At 45.7% G+C, this 17,808-nt stretch carries 14 protein-coding genes, 1 pseudogene and 1 riboswitch; of the genes and pseudogenes, 11 read left to right on the forward strand and 4 right to left on the reverse strand.

The annotated features are described in order from the left end of the window. Positions 1–356 precede the first annotated feature (356 nt). The 9 genes and pseudogenes from ABLT31_RS30775 to ABLT31_RS30815 all read left to right on the forward strand — a co-directional run bounded on the left by ABLT31_RS30775 (position 357) and on the right by ABLT31_RS30815 (position 9,263). A complete protein-coding gene (locus ABLT31_RS30775; RefSeq protein ID WP_367758911.1) occupies positions 357–635 on the forward strand; it encodes a hypothetical protein in 279 nt (92 codons plus the stop codon). A gap of 250 nt (positions 636–885) precedes the next feature. After that, on the forward strand, positions 886–2,586 hold the full coding sequence (locus ABLT31_RS30780; RefSeq protein ID WP_462976555.1) for a spore germination protein: 1,701 nt from the start codon (positions 886–888) through the stop codon (positions 2,584–2,586). Next, positions 2,534–3,658, forward strand: a complete 1,125-nt coding sequence (locus ABLT31_RS30785; RefSeq protein WP_367758913.1) for a GerAB/ArcD/ProY family transporter — start codon at positions 2,534–2,536, stop codon at positions 3,656–3,658. The genes ABLT31_RS30780 and ABLT31_RS30785 overlap by 53 nt, the downstream gene beginning before the upstream one ends. After that, positions 3,624–4,856 carry a Ger(x)C family spore germination protein gene (locus ABLT31_RS30790; protein ID WP_367758915.1) on the forward strand — a complete coding sequence of 411 codons (1,233 nt, stop codon included), beginning with the start codon at positions 3,624–3,626 and terminating at the stop codon, positions 4,854–4,856. Before ABLT31_RS30785 ends, ABLT31_RS30790 begins: the two co-directional genes overlap by 35 nt. A gap of 183 nt (positions 4,857–5,039) precedes the next feature. After that, positions 5,040–5,282 carry a hypothetical protein gene (locus ABLT31_RS30795; RefSeq protein WP_367758917.1) on the forward strand — a complete coding sequence of 81 codons (243 nt, stop codon included), beginning with the start codon at positions 5,040–5,042 and terminating at the stop codon, positions 5,280–5,282. Beyond that, on the forward strand, positions 5,279–6,514 hold the full coding sequence (locus tag ABLT31_RS30800; RefSeq protein ID WP_367758919.1) for a Ger(x)C family spore germination protein: 1,236 nt from the start codon (positions 5,279–5,281) through the stop codon (positions 6,512–6,514). The genes ABLT31_RS30795 and ABLT31_RS30800 overlap by 4 nt, the downstream gene beginning before the upstream one ends. A gap of 14 nt (positions 6,515–6,528) precedes the next feature. Further along, complete coding sequence (locus ABLT31_RS30805) at positions 6,529–6,741, forward strand: CLC_0170 family protein (protein WP_367758921.1); 213 nt, start codon at positions 6,529–6,531, stop codon at positions 6,739–6,741. A gap of 334 nt (positions 6,742–7,075) precedes the next feature. Beyond that, complete coding sequence (locus tag ABLT31_RS30810) at positions 7,076–8,107, forward strand: hypothetical protein (protein ID WP_367758923.1); 1,032 nt, start codon at positions 7,076–7,078, stop codon at positions 8,105–8,107. 275 nt (positions 8,108–8,382) lie between these two features. Next, positions 8,383–9,263 (forward strand): annotated as a pseudogene (locus tag ABLT31_RS30815) (tyrosine-type recombinase/integrase). 210 nt (positions 9,264–9,473) lie between these two features. Beyond that, positions 9,474–9,557: riboswitch (cyclic di-GMP riboswitch) on the reverse strand. A 39-nt stretch (positions 9,558–9,596) separates the two neighbouring features. On the opposite strand, the gene ggt reads toward ABLT31_RS30815, so the two are convergent. From ggt to ABLT31_RS30835, 4 genes are all read right to left on the reverse strand, one after another. After that, complete coding sequence (gene ggt / locus ABLT31_RS30820) at positions 9,597–11,201, reverse strand: gamma-glutamyltransferase (RefSeq protein WP_367758925.1); 1,605 nt, start codon at positions 11,199–11,201, stop codon at positions 9,597–9,599. A gap of 16 nt (positions 11,202–11,217) precedes the next feature. Then, the gene (locus tag ABLT31_RS30825; protein WP_367758927.1) at positions 11,218–12,084 is read right to left on the reverse strand and encodes a fumarylacetoacetate hydrolase family protein; all 867 of its coding nucleotides are present in this window, start codon (positions 12,082–12,084) and stop codon (positions 11,218–11,220) included. A gap of 23 nt (positions 12,085–12,107) precedes the next feature. Next, on the reverse strand, positions 12,108–13,280 hold the full coding sequence (locus tag ABLT31_RS30830) for an amidase (RefSeq protein ID WP_367758929.1): 1,173 nt from the start codon (positions 13,278–13,280) through the stop codon (positions 12,108–12,110). A 141-nt stretch (positions 13,281–13,421) separates the two neighbouring features. After that, entirely contained in the window at positions 13,422–15,059 is a 1,638-nt protein-coding gene (locus tag ABLT31_RS30835) for a PucR family transcriptional regulator (RefSeq protein WP_367758931.1), read from the reverse strand. 194 nt (positions 15,060–15,253) lie between these two features. On the opposite strand from ABLT31_RS30835, the gene allC reads away from it, so the two are divergent. Together allC and ABLT31_RS30845 are read left to right on the forward strand one after the other, a co-directional pair. After that, a complete protein-coding gene (gene allC, locus ABLT31_RS30840) occupies positions 15,254–16,501 on the forward strand; it encodes an allantoate deiminase (RefSeq protein ID WP_367758933.1) in 1,248 nt (415 codons plus the stop codon). Continuing rightward, positions 16,502–17,746, forward strand: coding sequence for a pyridoxal-phosphate-dependent aminotransferase family protein (locus ABLT31_RS30845; RefSeq protein ID WP_367758935.1), 1,245 nt, complete (start codon positions 16,502–16,504; stop codon positions 17,744–17,746). The last annotated feature ends 62 nt before the right edge of the window (positions 17,747–17,808 follow it).

The raw sequence follows: 17,808 nt of genomic DNA on the forward strand, positions 1-17,808 counted from the left end.
AAAATAGATGTCAAGATAAGCGAAGCAATTAAAACGGTATTATCTTTTTTCAAATAATTCACCCTTTCTTAATTACACTTGTCAATCTTCAAGTCATGTGCTTGTAGTTTTTAATAATCCAATCACCTCTCTTATAAACGTTAGCCTCTCGTAAATTGTCTCTTCTGCTGTGGTTAGAAAAAGCAACCAGAGGGAACAAGTCGATCGAGGGAGTTAAACAGCAAATGCGATTGTATGGTCTATCCCAGATGGAAGAGGAGTTAAACAAGTAGTTGGCAAATATAAGTGTAACCATCTAGCAGTTATCGCTGTCTTTCCATAATCAATACTAATACTTTCGTAAGAGTAGTAACATAGTGAAAAATATTGTAAAAATATTTGGAATATACTCTTTGTCGATATGGGATGCTTACCGTGACGCAGGTGGGGGAGCATCCCCGTACTCCTTCCTTCCGTTTGTTTTCTCCGCTTATATGGGAACGATTGGCGTTATTTTCTCTCCGACATTTCAAATGCTTGGTTTCCTTTTAAGTTCTGTTTTTCTCTCCATTCTTTTTATGTTGCTTGGTGTAGGGTTAGGATTTATTTTGAAAATGATCATAGAAAGATGGATGATGATTGAAAAAACAAACTAGATCCAAATCATCTTTCTTTCTAATACAGATATTAGATTAATTGTGGAAATCGTAAGGTAAAAAAAGCCGATATTCTTCTTTTATCTTGAAGGAAAATCGGCTTTTTGGTTTTCACAAACCTATTAGGCCCTGGAACAATAGATCATGAATAAAAAATGAAATTGTGGTTTTAAAATCGATAGGAAAGTTAATAATGAAAAGCAGGTGTTCAGATCATATTTAAATTTATTTATATATAGGAGCTTAAACGATGAAGGTTTGGCGTTGGTTGAAAGATAAAAAAAGGCAGGAGCAACAAACAAACGCCAGTTCTCAGGTACCTGACCAAATCATGGAGGAACACAAGCATGATAAAATCAGTCGGTGTTTGAAAAACACAATCCAATACGTGGAGAATTTATTGGGCCCGAATGATGATTTTGTCGTACGCCGTTTCGACGTGTTGGGTCAACATTCTGCCGCGATGCTGTACATATCGAATATGGTGGATCAAGCGATTACCAACACGGATATTTTAAAGCCATTGATGTACGGACCTCCACACTTAGAAAACCAGAAAATAGAAACTCATCAATTAAAAGAAGTTCTATTGAAAGATTGTCTTTACCATAGCGAAGGAAAACTGGAAAACAATTTAAATAACATCGTGGAGGCCGTCTTAAGTGGGGAGACCGTTGTCGTCATTGAAGGGTTGGACCATGCCTTTCGAATCAGTTCCCGTAAAATCGAAAAGCGTTCGGTTGAACAACCCCAAACCGAACAGGTTATACGCGGGGCACGAGAAGGGTTTATCGAACAATTGGGAACCAATATTGCATTGATGCGATATCGTTTGCAAACTCCTAATTTTCGTGTGAAATCGATCAAAATTGGACGGCAAATCAAGTCCAAGGTAGCCATTTGTTACCTTGAAGGCAATGTTAACCCGGCACTGGTAGAAGAAGTGATGAATCGCCTTTCGGCAATTGATATTGATGGCATCCTCGATTCCGGTTACATAGAACAATTTATCGAAGACCATAAATTCTCCCCCTTTCCGCAGGTGCAGTTTACGGAACGTCCGGATAAAGCGATTGCCTCGATTTTAGAGGGGCGTGTATTGATTATGGTGGATGGATCTCCCATGGGCTTAATCGTACCGGCTGTGTTTAGTCAGTTTTACCAGACAATGGATGATTACTCCGAACGATTTTTGATGGGAAGCCTGGTTCGGTTAGTTCGGCTTGTGGCCATCTTGTTTTCTCTTGTTTTCTCTTCCCTGTATGTATCAGTGATTTCCTTTAATCCCGAATTGATCCCTACGGAGTTTGCTGTGGCGGTAGCAGGGGGAAGAGCTGGCGTTCCATTCCCAGCCGTCATCGAAGTATTAGTCATGGAAATATCCATGGAAGTCCTCCGTGAAGCGACCCTTCGTTTGCCGCAGCAAGTCGGGGGTGCTTTGTCCATTGTGGGTGTTCTAGTCGTCGGGCAGGCCGCGGTGTCTGCTGGGTTTGCCAGCCCCATTACGGTCGTCGTTATCGCCTTGACCACGATCGGTTCCTTTGCTACACCGGCGTATAATGCTGCCATTGCCTTGCGTATGCTGCGGTTTCCACTCATTATCTTAGCCGGAATCTTTGGTTTGTATGGGGTCATGATTGGGTTGATTCTAATCATTAATCATATGCTTTCCCTAAAGTCGTTTGGTGTTCCTTATCTGAGCCCCATTGTGCCCGGTGACTTTCAAGGAATGAAGGATACCGTGATGCGGGCTCCGTTATGGTGGATGCCGAAAAGGCCTGGCCAATTACATCCGCCGAACAAATATCGCTTAGGAAGTGACGTGGAACAGATCAAACAACCGCCCAGCAATACCCTCGATCCGCTTAAAGTAGGAAATGAAAGGTGGAATGAAGCCGATGGAGTATCCTCGACAGATCACCGTGATCCAGGGCGCCGCGATTCTGATTAGTACCATCATTGGGGTGGGGATCCTGCCTCTACCTCGTTTTGCTGTGCAGGCAGCGGATACGGGGGCTTCGTTGGTGACGGTGTTAGGTATTGGACTGGCCTTTATAGGGTTATCCTTGATTACCATACTGGGTATGCGTTTTCCCAACCAAACCATGATCGAATACAGTGAGGACATACTCGGCAAATGGTTGGGACGTATTGGAAGTGTGTTGATTATTAGCTTTTTTGCCATCTTAACCGCCTTAGCTTCACGGGAATTTGGTGAAGTTGTCATTACGGCCGTATTGCGGCGGACTCCTTTGGAAGTAACCGTCATCGTGATGCTGCTTTTAGCTGCCGTCTCCACCCGAAATAACCTTACGGTTTTTGCTTACATTCACCATTTTTATTTTCCTCTGGTTTTGGCGCCAGCATTATTAATCGTAGTTTTATCCTTAAAAAACGCTAATGTGCTGAATCTTCTGCCCATTACAGGAAATAACCCCCAGGGAATGTGGACAGGTTTGCTCACCGTATCTGCCTTATTTCAAGGCACCTTCATTTTTACTGTAGTCATCCCGGGGATGCGACGACCGGAAAGAGCCATGAAGGCAGCCTTTTGGGGCATGGCCATCGCCTCCAGTCTCTATCTGGTGATCGTCATGGCCACCGTTGCCGTGTTTGGGCCGGAAGAAGTTAAACTTCTGCTTTGGCCGACACTAGAATTAGCCCGAACAACCGCTTTGCCTGCCGCGATCCTGGAGCGTTTGGATGCGGTATTTTTGATCGTATGGGTTACAGCCGTTTTTACAACCCTTTTTTCTAGTTATTTCTTAACGGTTCATTCTATAAGCAAATTGTTTAAATTACGGGACCATAAGATGTTCTCTATCTTCATTTTACCTTTTGTTTTTGTCATTGCCATGATCCCGCAAAATGTGATCGAGTTGTACCGGATTATTCAATTTATCGGCCGAACAGGGCTTTGGATTACGATAGCTTACCCCGCTCTATTACTCACGGTAGCCTTCATTCGAAATAAAAGGGGGGATCGGCGTGAGCAACAGCCCGTGGGTAAAAAAACTGGTTAAGTTGTGCTGTGCCCTACTCCTCCCCTTTCCGTTTCTGACCGGATGTTGGGATCGCTTGGAAATTGAGGAACGAGCTGTTGTTTTGGGAATGGCCATTGATACGGCCAGGGAGGAAGAGGTAAAAGAAGAGAAGAAGGTGACCCATCTGAAAGAAGATTTCCCGAAACCGACCACAGGGAAAATCCGTTTAACGGCCCAGATAGCGATCCAAGGGCGCATCCCTTTAGGACCTGCTGAGGGGGGAGGCGGACAAGAGAAGCCGGTGTGGGTGCTGCATGCGGTGGGAGACACCATAGATGATGTGATCATGGTGTTACAGCAGCAAATCGCTTACCGGCTATTCATTGGCCATTTGCGGGTGGTCGTGATTAGTGAGGAGATTGCTAAAAAAGGGGTCCAAAATATCAATGACTACTTCCGCCGCAATTCAGAGATCCGAAGAACCGTATGGATGATGGTTTCTAAAGGAGATGCGGACAAAGCCATGCTGACGGCTCCACCTTTAGAACGGATCCCCACCCTGTACTTGACAGAAACCATGAACCAGGCTGTAAAACTGGGGAAATTACCGCCTGCCTTTCTGGGACTTTTTTGGAGTGCCTCATCGGCTCACGGAAGAGAACCGTTCTTACCCTATATCGAGGTGCAAAAAGATAACATTTTTGTTCAAGGTCTGGCTTATTTTCGCGGGGACAAGATGGTAGGTAGAACCGAGCCGTTACAGATTGCGACCGTGATGCAGTTGATCGGTGTGGAAACCGCGGGTTATTCCGTCCTAATCCCCGTACCCGAAGAACCTAGTCCAGGGGCAGTTATGTTCCAGGGTAAGAGAAGAACGGCCAAGATTCGTTCAGTGATCAAGAATGGACGGCCACACTACAAAATTAATGTGCATATTGAAGGGGACTTAATGGAAAAGTCAAATGAACAATTTGATGTGAATAAACCGGGGATGATTGCCAAAATCGAAAAGGAAATGTCCGAAAGGTCGGAAAAATCCCAAGCTAAACTCATCAGACAAACGCAGGAAAAAGAGTCTGATATCTTTGGTTTTGGTGAATATGTACGGGCGAAGCATCCGGAATACTGGAATGAACACATCAAAACAGAAGAAAAATGGAGGGAAATGTATAAGGATGTAACCTTCGACAGCCAGGTTAGCGTGAGTATCCGACGTGTAGGGATGAAATCGGAATAGCAGGAGGGATAAGTGAGGATCGCGGGCATCACCATTGGATATCTCCAATACGTCATATTTTACTTCTAGGAACAGGAGGTTTGATTTTATATTTGGACATGGGAGCATATAGAATGTTGAAAATGGAAAAAGAGCACAAAATCGGCGAGATTTCTAGGTGTTTTTAATTTTTCATTTGGTGCATTGATAGGTTTCCAATTGGATGATGGGCTTCCTTTAGTAGGCGATGCTTATTACGGTAAGGTGAATGATCATGGTCAATCATCTTGTTTGTCTTTTGTTTTAGTATTTGCTAGGATTCCACAAAACGTACTTGAGATGGGCCTCATTATTCAATTTATCGGCCGAACATGCCTTTACCAAGTTGTCTACCCCGCTCAATTGGTCACGGTCACCTTGATTCGAAAAAAGGGGGAACGAGCGTGAGTAACCTATGGAAGAAAACAATCCAAGTGTGGTGTGTACTTGTCCTCATTTTTCCGTTTCTGACAGGATGTTGGGATCGCTTAGAAATTGAGGAACGAGCCGTCATTTTGGGAATGGCCATTGATACGGCTGGGGAGGAAGAGGTAAAAGAAGAGAAGAAGGTGACGCATCTGAAAGAAGATTTCCCGAAACCGACCACAGGGAAAATCCGTTTAACGGCCCAGATAGCGATCCAAGGGCGCATCCCTTTAGGACCTGGTGAGGGGGGAGGCGGAGGGGGAGGACAAAAGAAGCCGGTGTGGGTGCTGCATGCGGTGGGAGACACCATAGATGATGCAATCATGGTGTTACAGCAGCAAATCGCTTACCGGCTGTTCATTGGTCATTTGCGGGTGGTCGTGATCAGTGAGGAGATTGCTAAAAAAGGGGTTCAAAATATCAATGACTACTTCCGCCGCAATTCAGAGATCCGAAGAACCGTATGGATGATGGTTTCCCAAGGGGATGCAGACAAAGCCATGTTGACGGTTCCTCCTTTAGAACGGATCCCCACTTTATACTTAATGGAAACGATGAACCAGTCGGTGAAACTGGGGAAATTGCCCCCTTCCTTTCTCGGACTTTTTTGGAGTGCCTCATCGGCTCACGGAAGAGAACCGTTCTTGCCCTATATCGAGGTCAAGGAAGATAACATTTTCGTCCAAGGTCTGGCTTACTTTCGCGGAGACAAAATGGTAGGAAGAACCGAACCGTTACAGATTGCAATTGTGATGCAATTGCTCGGTGTGGAAACGGCGGGATATTCCGTTCTTATAACGGTGCCGGAAGATCCAAGCCCAGGGGCCATTATGACCCAGGGAACCAGTCGCAAGGCCAAGATTCGTTCAGAGATCAGGAATGGACGGCCACACTTCAACATCCAGGTTCATATTGAAGCAGACATTGTGGAAAAGTCCAATGAACAGTTTGATGTGAATAAACCGGGGATGATTGCTAAAATCGAAAAGGAAATCGCTGAAAAGCAGGAAAAATCCCAAGCCAAACTCATCAAACAAACGCAGGAAAAAGGATCCGACATCTTTGGCTTTGGAGAATATGTACGGGCCAAGCATCCGGATTATTGGAATGAACACATTAAAACCAAAGAAAAGTGGCGGGAAATGTATAAGGAGGCAACCTTTGAGAGTCAGGTAAACATTAGTATTCGACGTGTAGGGATGAAAGCACAGTAGAAGGAGGGATAAGCGTGACGATTGCGGGCATCACCATTGGATATCTCCAATACGTCATATTTTTACTTCTAGGAACAGGAGGATTGGTTTTATATTTTGACGTCAAAGCCTATAGGATGTCAGAAATGAAAAAGGAGCAAAAAGCAGCGAGATTTTTAGGTGTTTTTAATCTTTCCCTCGGTGCTTTGATATGGGTTTCCAGTTGGGTGATAGAATTCTTTCAGTAGGTGAGGATCTGTGCGAACACCGGTTGGAAAATGTTTGGTTTTCTTTTGAGTCCTGTCTTTTGCTTCCTCGCTGTTTCATCTGGGGTTGGATTAGATAGGTCTTTAACAATAACACGGCGTTGCGAGCATGATAGCCCACAAAACCTTGATGTATCGCATTTTTTGAGAGATCAAGGCGATAGCGGGCCGTGTCAAGGTTTTAAAACTCTTATCTATAAAACAGCTATCCCATATAAGATAGCGAAGAGTTCGTTTGGTTTTCCTTTTTTGTTTCTAGAAACGGTAGTAGGATTGGTTACTTAAAACAAATATGGATAAATGTAAGGAAAAAATGATGAAGGATTTTAAAGAAGATATCATACAACTTTACGAAGAGATTCTAAGCCGTCGTCGACATGCTTTCCCTCCCCATTTTTTTGTTGGAGACCAAGGAAGACGATATGCAAGCATGATTACCCGATACATCATACAAGAGAAATTACGCTGGAATCGGAAATCAATTTGTTTATACCTTTGCCGTGGAGTGTTTGAAACATACCGCCTAGCCGGGATGGTAAAGACGTATTTTGAAGACTCCGTTTTTAATGTGATTGATAATGCCTATCCAGGTGAATTTCAGCCATGGGAATTAGTTCGTGCTCGCCGCCATCTGTTTACCGGACAAAACGGAAGACTGATGGCGAGACGAGCTGTAAGATGGTTGATCATTGAAAAATTACATTATACAACATCTGATCTTCGCAAAGTAACTACAAAGGCTTTTGAAAGGTACCATTTGGATGGTGTATTGGACACGGTTTATGAAGGTTCCACTTGGAAAGCAATTCAAGATGCCGGCCTCTGGGCTGGTCAACCATGGGAGATCGGACAAACGCCAAATGGATATTGGAAAGGAGAGAGAGGACGCACGCACGCACTTCAAGCAGTCAAGTGGCTGGTTGAAGAAAAATGTAAAATTCCACTTCATGAGTTGCCTAGACACATTCGTTATGATCATTTCGAAAAACATGGACTACCCTCCATGCTAAAGATGGTCTTCAAAGGTTCACCCTTTGCTGCAATTGATGCGACTTACCCCGGCTTATTTAAACCATGGCAATTTGGTTCGGTACGCAATGGATTTTGGAACGGATCGGAAGGATTGAAACATGCAAGGGAGGCGCTGGAATGGTTAATACATGATCAACTCAAACTAGAAGAAGAGGAGATTCCGTATGTTATCGGTCATAAAATCTTTAGTCAGTATGGATTGGGAGGTATGTTTTCTGAGCTTTTTCACCACTCCACTTCTAAAGCATTAGATCTTCTCTATCCCGGTCGCTTTACAACTCAACTTCTACAACAAGCAAAAAAATTACACAAATAGTGATTTACAAGAAATCTAGAGAAATAGTCTTCTATTTAACGGGATAGCGACAAATAAATTTTCTTTTAATCCGAGAGCATGGTGTTGAAAAACAATGGTATGAATACAGTGAAAACAAGATCAAGGAATTGGTCATTGAATGGTGTGAAAAACATGATATTGTAATCGAACAGTGAAGGCCTATCTATCGATCCTAAGATCAGCTCTAATTTTCTATTAATCTTAAATACAAGTTTATCTTAAGTTCAGTTACAAAATTGGTCAGGTACTGACTTATTAATATTGTATTTGAACCGAGAGCGACGGAGTCGTACATGAATGACTTACATAAATTTCTAGACGACCTTGGCATTCAACCTAACGATTATGTGACAGAGACTGATGTTCGAAAATGGATCAGCTAGTTGATCCGACCGGAAGAAGGTCAGCCTTTGGCCAATACCACGATCAATCGCCGATTAAATACACTGCGCAGCTTTTATGATTGGGTGCAGCGGAATAAAAAGGTTAAGCATAATCCCATGCATGATATTGAGGATTTAAAATCAGCTGATGAGGATCATGAAAAAGATCATGTGGTTGACCGAAGAGGAGTTTCAGGATCTTTTAAACCGGATGCGAGAACACCGGTGAAAAGTCGAGGGGTAGACTCCGAAGAAAAGTATCATCGCGATCGAGCGGTGGTTTATCTTCTGACATATGCTGGACTGCGAGTGGAGGAATTATTCAAAGTTGACGGACCTTGATTTTGAGATGAAGAGGATTCAAGTACTGTGTAAGGGGAACAAAGTGCGGACCATTCCGATTTCCAATACGTTACTCCACGAGCTGCACGATTGGTTGAAGTTTCGATTGGAAACCAACAAAAAAGAACATGTCACTGATTCTCTTTATGTTTTCTATAGTTAACGATCCCCCCAAGTTTTCGATTCGAGGGATACAGATGATGATTGAAAACTATAGTACCCCGAAAAAGAAGCTTACTCCTCATAAGTTTCGGCATACCTTCTGCAAATGGATGTTGAAAGCAACGGTTAATGATATTGAGAAGGTGAGGAGACTGGCTGGGCATAGTAATATTGCGACGATTTCCAGGTATTTAAAGGATAGCTATCAAGATTTGGCTGATGCAGTAGATTCATTACCAAGTTTCTAATGAGATGAAATTCTCTTAATTTGGTTAAAAAGGATCGGAAAAACAGCGATCAAGATTCTCCTTTTTTCCGATCAATAGAATAGATTTCTTAATAAAAACCGTAATATTTTTGTACTGGAATAATCATTCTTTAAGTCCAACCAAAAAACTTAAGACCATAGCCGATAAAATAGCAATACAAAGAACTATATAAGACATTCATCTTCTCCTTTCGGCAACCCACCGTCATAGTTAGGAACCTTAGACCTGTTGGCTTTGCGTCCTTATCTTTCGATAAGTTTGCGGGCTATCCAAAGTATTTTTCGCATTCGGTAGCCCCGCTTGTAATACCAACTAGAATCCTATTGCACATCCATCTTTTCTCGGATCAGATCCGCCTTTAAACAAGCCGGTTTCCGGATCGATGAAAATTCCTTGGTAACCCCCAACGACAAAATCATCGCCATCAGACTGTTCCAAAAGCGTATAGCCTTGCTCGGAAAGCTCTTGGCGGATCTTTTGGCTGATTTCCGATTCCAGGAAAATTCCATGGTTATAATGGCGGAAGCGGGGGGCATCTCCTGCCGCTTGGACATTCATGCCAAAATCGATCATGTTTACGAGTGTTTGGACTTGCCCTTGCGGCTGCATGTCGGCACCCATCACGCCAAAAGAGATCAAGGGTTTCTGGTCTTTCAGCACCAATCCCGGGATGATGGTATGAAACGGACGTTTGCCGGGTTGTAGCGCATTGGGATGGTTCCGATCCAAAGAGAACAAAGAACCGCGGTTATGCATGAATATCCCCGTATTGGGTATGAGCACGCCGCTTCCGAATAGGCTAAAGATGCTATTGGTCACTGAGGCTACGTTTCCTTCTTTATCTGCGACGGTTAAATAGACGGTATCTCCGCCCAGTTCTACGCCCGATTGGCTTATCTTCTGTCCGGATTGGATCAGATCCGCCAATTCTTTCGCATACTCCTTAGAAAGCAGACGGTCAATGGGGATGTCTGCAAATTCGGAATCAGCAATATATCGGTCTCGATCCGCATAAGCTAATTTTTTGGCTTCGATAAACAGCCGGACATACTCCGGGGAGTTATGGCCAATGGCTTTCAGATCGTAATTCTCAAGTATATTCAGCATTTGAAGGACGACAAGACCTTGACCGTTCGGGGGAATTTCCAAAACTTCGTAGCCGTGGTAATTGGTCGATATCGGTGTGACCCACCGGGAACGATGTTCTTTCAGGTCTTCTTTTCGCAGCAATCCGTGATGATTCTTCATGAATTCATCGATTTTATCGGCAATCCCGCCCTGATAGAAGGCATCCCTTCCATCCTTTGCGATTTGTTTGAGGGACCAAGCCAAGTCGGGTTGTTTAAATAGCGTTCCTTCCTTTGGAGCTTTTCCGTCGATTAAGTATTTTCTAGTGGCTTCTTCGGACTGCAAAAGGAGCTGTTCAGCTTTTTTCCAGTAGTAGGCTACCATTTCCGGTATAGGGTATCCTTCTTCGGCATAACGAATGGCTGGAGCCAATACTTCTTTAAAGGTAAGGGTTCCGTAACTTTGAAGAAGCTGTGACCAACCATCGACAACTCCTGGCACGGTTGATGACAGTATGCCAGTAGAGGGAATGCTTGTGAAGCCATTTTGCTCAAAAAAATCGAGGGTTGCCGCTTGCGGAGCGTGTCCGCTCGCGTTCAGGCCTTTGACCTCTCGCTTTTTGGCATCATAGATGAGGGCGAACATGTCGCCGCCCAAACCCGTCATCATGGGCTCTACGGCGCATAGCACAGAAGCGGTTGCGACGGCTGCATCAAAGGCATTTCCCCCTTGCTGCAGGATTTGCAATCCGGCCATGGCCGCCAGGGGATGACTGGTGACAACCATTCCATTTTTCGCATGCACTACGGAACGGGTTTGTTTAAGATAACCTGATGGTCGATCTGCCATTGTTATTCCTCCTTAATTACAAGCTGTTTTGGACTGGATTTACAAGAGGTTCAAATCCATCAATGCGGCACTCCACGACGTCCCCATCCCGAATGACAGCAGGCCCGGGTGTTCCGGTCATAATTATGTCCCCCGGAAGCAAGGTCATGACTTGCGAAAAGAAAGAGACGATGAACCATGGGCGGTAGAGCATATTGGATACGACGTTGCGCTTATGGACTTCCCCATTCAATACGGTACTGACTGCGACATCCATAAGGTTGGGGAATTCGTCCGTAGTCAGGAAATGGGGCCCGAAGCTAAAGAAGGTATCGAAACTTTTCGAACGCGTTAAGAATCGCGGATTTTTTTGATGAAGATCGGCTGCGGTCATATCCAATGAAGTTGTGAAACCGGCGACAACATCTGCTGCTTGGGATTCCGGGACCTGTTTGCAGCGTTTCCCGATAATGATGGCCAACTCCGCCTCCGCTGTTGTTTTCTCGGATTGAGCCGGGATGCATATCGAGTCGAACGGGCCAATCAGACTGGTATCAGGCTTCATGAAACTGACAGGCTCTTCATTTTTGGGGATGGAAGCGAATAGGGAAGGATCCTCGACATAGTTAAAGCCCACCCCTACTATTTTCCGGGGATAGCGGTACAGAGGAGCGTATGTCACGTCACTATGGGGTATAGCGGGAAGTTCTCTCAGGCGTTTTTTCCCCTCTGCCTGATACCAGTTATTGATGTCTCCTAGCTGGTCTTTTTGCAATATATCATAAAGATAGGTATCCCAATTTTTGTTATCCGCTTGATTGATTGTCTCTATTAAAACAAGACCGCTTTCTGTGACGAGAGAAGTACGTTCCTTCCCTCCGATTTGAATGGTGGCTAATTTCAAAGCATTTACCTCTTCCTATTGTTTTATTCTCCTAATAGGTGATAGACCCATTCAAGAAGTTTTTTATCTTGGCCATGTCCTGCGATAATGGACAATCCGACGGGAGAACCCTGTGCAGCAGCTAGAGGCACAGTCACCTGCGGTAATCCGGCAAGTCCGGCAATGCAGCAGAGCTGTAAGGTTCTAGCCCGCCGAAGATCTACTTCATTTCCAGACATGCCCTTCAGCGGGGCAATCCCTGGTGCCGTCGGAATGACTAAAAGTCCATGATTGTCCAATAGTTCGGACAGTTGATCCCTGATATTCTGCCTCATGCGCAAGGGGGCCTGGCTTTCGTTTGCCTGCAACTGACTTGCCGACGAGAAGCGTTTGCCGATATGAGTTCCGAATCGCGGTTTCGTCTGCTTGATCCAATTTCCATGGGTCTCCCAGATTTCCAAGCCCTGCAAAATCCGGAAGCTGTCCATCCACTCGGCTAATCCGACGGAGGCTAAGGTGATCCCTTTGCACTCCTTTATTTTATTTTTGAAGATCGGCAGGGATGCTGACCAAGCATCTCGGCACTCTTCATCGACGATGGACCAAGCATCCTCGGCAAAATACATACGCTTAAAATCGGTTTTGTCGGTGGGGTGGACGTCCAGTAATACCTTCCCGACATCAAGAAGTGTCTTTGCGTCTCTTGTCATCCAGCCTACTGTATCAAAACTGGGGGCTAAGGGGATGACTCCGCTGATATCGACCAGACCGTGAGTAGGGCGGAATCCATATATCCCGCAATAACTGGAAGGAATCCGAACGGATCCCCCTGTATCCGTAGCTAGAGCGAAATCGACCAAACCGGCAGAAACGGCCACAGCCGAACCGCTGGATGATCCGCCGGGAATGCGTTCTGGCGCCTTAGGATTGATAGGGGTACCATAATGCTCATTTTCCCCATCCAAGCTGTACATGAGTTCGTCGGTATGTGAGGTTCCGGTTAGACGAGCCCCATGGCTCAGCAACCGCTCGATGCTTACGGCATGGCGGACAGCGGGACCGTGCGTTCGCAGCCAATCCGGATTACCCGCACCGGAAGTATATCCTTGAATGTCAAATACGTCCTTTACGGCAAATGACAAACCGTCAAGTGTTCCTGAACGGGTAGGTTCCACCACAAGCTCTTTACAGACAAAAGCTCCCCAATCTTTGTTCATCTCTTTTACACACCTTCCATGTGAGGTTAATTCACATCATTATCTAAGATTAATATTAGTGGTTGAGAGATAGGAAGTCATTGTATAACGGAAATAAAATTAGGATCATATATTGTGCACTTTGAACAAAAGTGGTTGTGGTTAAGTCTGAAGCAGAGAACGGACCATGAGAGCGATCCTCAATTTCAGCACCTCATTCGGATCTTTTAAACTCCTGCCGAGAATCTCCTCGCATTTGTTCAGCCGGTAGGAAACGGTGTTTCGATGTATATAGAGCTGTTTGGCCGTTTCCGTAATCAAGCAATTATTCTCTAAATAGACGGCGATGGTTTGAATTAAGTCCATATGCTCCCGATCGGTAGAGTCCGCAAGACCTTTAAGAGTATTGTCATAGAATTGCTTTAAATTCTTATAGGGAATCATGCGCAGCAATTCGGCCAGCTCCTTAACGCGGTAGGATTGGATAAATCGCGTTTTCTTGGATTGGTATCCGGACCGCAAGGCCTCCAGGGCTTTGTGGAAACATGGCGGAATATCCATCAATTGTTCGGCATAATTGCCGATTCCAAAAGATAGGCTCACGTCCAACTCCTCATAAAGCTGATCCTGAAGGTTCCGCAGGATGCTGTTCCAGTCTTGTTCTTCGGTTTCTTGAGTGGCCTGTGCTGCTGCAACGGGGATCAGGAGCACAAAATAATGACCTTTCGTAAACAAGATATATGGCTTCTCTAGTCGGTAAAACAGATCATCCAAATATTCGTAAACTTGATCCTTAAATCGGCTGATGGCTTCTTCCCGATGAACAAACTTTTTGCTGTAGATTTCCGAGCTATCGTCGATCTCCGCTACGATACATTTGTAAGCTTGTCTTTTTTGCAGGCCATAATGTTTTCCGCGGTTCATAATCTCTTCCTCTGAAGTAATCTGCCCATCCAGAAAATCAGCAAAAAACTCATTTTTAATCCGCCTTAGGCTCTCTTCCAGCGCGTGCTGCTTCATAAATTCAAACCGTACAACATTCGCTGCCTGTTCCACGGCTAGAACGGAAAAAGGATCATCCAGCATGGTCCCAAGAACGACTAAATATCCTTGCTGTTCTTGATAGATTTCAAAGGGAAAGGCGCTTACCGGCTCTTTCGTGGCTAAAAGAGAGAAATAGGAGACCCGATGCGAGCGAATCGATACCAAAAGATCCGTGATCCTCTTTCGTTCGTCTTGGGAGAGGGATGGCGTTGGACGCGATTCAGCCAGCACCTGTCCCCGGTGATCAAGAAGAAAGACCGGTTGTTCAATTAGCGCGCTTAATCTGTTCATGACCCCCGGCATTCCTTTCCCCTCCATGACGATGCGGGAAAACGTTTGGTGGGTTTCCATCGCATAGCGCAATTCATCGGTTCTTTTTTCCAAGATATAACTGAGAATTTGTGTCGTTAATTCTCCTAAAGGAGAATCAAGCGGGATTTCAATAATGGGGAAGGCTAAATCATTAGCCAATTCAAGGACAGAGGAAGGGATCTCGGAAATGAAACGTTTCGTTTTAATTCCTAACCCTGCACATCCCTTGATTGCCATCTGTTGGACTAATTCCAGCAAGTCATTCGGTGATTCTTTAATGGCAAAAGCGGTGGTTAACAATAATTCATTTGGCTTTAAATAATGAATGATGTCAGGAGCATCCATCATATTGACGCTTTCTACTCTTCTGGTCATGCCGAGGTGCCCGGCAGCGAGTTTGGCATGTTTAAGAAGAGGCATATGAATCACATCGGCCATTTTCATAACTATCACCCCAATCAAGTTGTTGATGTTAACAAATATAACATAGTAATTGTACACTACGCACCATCAAATGGCGAAATTTTATTCAATGCACACAATGACTTCTAAAAAAGGATTCACTACAATAGAAATATCACTTGAACTCCCATAAGAGATCAGGAAAGTTGACACGAGATAAAAAGGGGGACACACGGATGAACATACCGGATCTCCATCAGCAAATGGAAGAAATGGTACAGTGGTTAGCGGGTTACGGAGCGGATCCGGAAGGTGGCGTGACGCGGCTTTTGTATACGTCATCCTGGACAGGGGCTCAGCAGGCACTGGAACAGAAGATGAAAGAAAGCGGCCTTACAACCTACTATGATGAAGTAGGGAATTTATATGGCAGACTTGCTTCGGGCGACCCTGAGGCAGGTACCATTCTCACCGGATCGCATGTCGATACAGTCAAGTGCGGCGGTAAATATGATGGGGCGTTCGGAATTCTCGCCGGTTTATGGGCGCTGCGTTATTTGAAAGAAACATACGGGGCTCCTGTAAGGAATATTGAAGTAGTTTCCTTGTGCGAAGAGGAAGGAAGCCGGTTTCCGTTGACGTTTTGGGGATCAACCAATATTACGGGGACGGCTCCGATGGATAAAATCACGCAGATCCGGGATGCGGGGGAAATTCCCTTCGTGGAGGCGATGAGAGAGGCTGGTTTCGGTTTGGGGAAATACCGGGACGCCCGGCGGGAGGACATCCTGTCCTTTGTTGAACTTCACATCGAACAAGGGGCTATCCTGGAGCGGGAACAAGTGCCGATCGGAATTGTGGAGCAGATCGTGGGACAAAAACGGTATACGATCGAGTGCACTGGGGAAGCCAATCATGCAGGCACGACACCCATGGCTTGGCGCAAGGATGCTTTGCGGGGATCTAGCCAAATGATTTTGGCGATCATGGATGCTGCAGATCGGGTCGGTGCCCCATTGGTCGCGACGGTGGGAAAGATCGAAGTGGAACCGAATGTATCCAACGTCATTCCCAATAAGGCAACGTTCACCTTGGATATCCGCCATCCGCAAGGAGACGTGATGGATGCTTTCTGTGAAGAGGCGCTGGAAGCATGCCGGACCATCGCTCACTCCCGGGGGCTTCAACTCAAGGTGGAAAAGCATCTGGATGCTCGTCCTGTGGAAATGGATGGATCGCTGGTACGCCGAGTTGAAGCGATTTGTCGGCAACAGGACTTGCCTTATAAATTGATGCCAAGCGGAGCGGGGCATGATGCTCAAATCATGGCTCCGCATTACCCCACTTCGCTGATTTTCGTGCCGAGTCACCGCGGGATCAGTCATAACCCTGCAGAATATACGTCAAAAGAAGATTTGGCAGCTGGCGTACAAGTTCTGATTGAGTTTCTTTACCAGTTAGGTTATACAAAGGAGGAAGAATAAATGAAATACAGAGAACTCAATACGTCAACCCGGACGATTATGACTCCTGGTCCGGTGGAAGCTGAACCGCGCGTGCTTCGGGCGATGGCAACGCCGATCCTTGGACAGTTCGATCCTGAATTTACGCACATGATGAACGAAACGATGGAAATGATCCGTGAGCTGTTCCAGACGAATAACCACTGGGCATTTCCTGTCGATGGAACATCGCGCTCCGGGATCGAGGCGGTGCTAGCCAGTATCATTGAACCGGGTGACCGGGTTCTTGTGCCCATTTACGGCCGGTTTGGCCATCTTCTTACAGAGATTGCAGAACGGTACGGAGCGGAAATCTACAACATCGAAACGGAATGGGGAACGGTTTTCCATCCGCAGGATGTCATTCGCGAAATCGATCGCGTTCAGCCCAAAATTGTGGCGATGGTGCATGGGGAAACCTCTACAGGATGTATGCAGCCCTTAAAGGAAATAGGCGAAGCTTGCCGGGAACGCGACGTTCTCTTTGTGGTTGATGCGGTCGCCTCCATAGGGGGGGCGGAAGTGAAGGTCGATGAGTGGAAGATTGATGCAGCGATCGGCGGAACCCAAAAATGCTTGTCCGTACCGTCCGGGATGGCGCCGATCACCTTTAACTCCCGTGTTGAGGCGCTTCTCTTGGAACGGAAAAAGATTGAACAAGGGTTAGTCGAACCTGGACTGAAAAGGATGGTGCAGCCCCGGGTCATCCGAAGCAACTACTTCGATTTAAGCCAGCTGATGGATTATTGGGGTCCTGCCCGCTTAAATCACCATACCGAAGCCACCTCGATGCTTTATGCGCTGCGGGAAGGGTTGCGGATTGTCTTGGAAGAAGGGCTGGAGAGACGTTTTGCGAGGCACAAACTGCACGAAAAAGCGCTTGTTCGCGGAATTCAAGCGATGGGATTGGAATTGTACGGCGACCCTGCCTGCAAACTCCCTGTCGTCACTTGCGTTGCGATCCCGGACGGAATGGATGGGGAATCGGTTCGTTCCATGTTATTGCATGATTTCGATATCGAAATCGCAAGTTCTTTCGGCCCCTTAAAAGGGAAGATTTGGCGGATCGGCACGATGGGCTACAGCTGCCGGAAGAAAAACGTGCTCCATGTTTTAGGTGCGCTCGAAGCCGTGCTTCTGCGCCATGGGGCAAAAATCCAGGCAGGTCAAGCTGTTCAGGCTGCATTGGATGTCTATCATGCGAACGCAATAGAGGTAACGTCATAAGCAGAAAAAAGGGGTGACTCAAGAGGTCTTCTAAGCGTGGCCTTGATGAGTGCACTCTTTCT

This window comes from Ammoniphilus soli, assembly GCF_040813775.1.

Coding starts and splice junctions, on each gene's coding strand:
- ABLT31_RS30780 (WP_462976555.1), top strand. CDS start 886: ATGAAGGTTTGGCGTTGGTTGAAAGATAAAAAAAGGCAGGAGCAACAA.
- ABLT31_RS30785 (WP_367758913.1), top strand. CDS start 2,534: ATGGAGTATCCTCGACAGATCACCGTGATCCAGGGCGCCGCGATTCTG.
- ABLT31_RS30810 (WP_367758923.1), top strand. CDS start 7,076: ATGAAGGATTTTAAAGAAGATATCATACAACTTTACGAAGAGATTCTA.
- ggt (WP_367758925.1), bottom strand. CDS start 11,201: ATGGCAGATCGACCATCAGGTTATCTTAAACAAACCCGTTCCGTAGTG.
- ABLT31_RS30830 (WP_367758929.1), bottom strand. CDS start 13,280: ATGAACAAAGATTGGGGAGCTTTTGTCTGTAAAGAGCTTGTGGTGGAA.
- ABLT31_RS30835 (WP_367758931.1), bottom strand. CDS start 15,059: ATGAAAATGGCCGATGTGATTCATATGCCTCTTCTTAAACATGCCAAA.
- allC (WP_367758933.1), top strand. CDS start 15,254: ATGAACATACCGGATCTCCATCAGCAAATGGAAGAAATGGTACAGTGG.
- ABLT31_RS30845 (WP_367758935.1), top strand. CDS start 16,502: ATGAAATACAGAGAACTCAATACGTCAACCCGGACGATTATGACTCCT.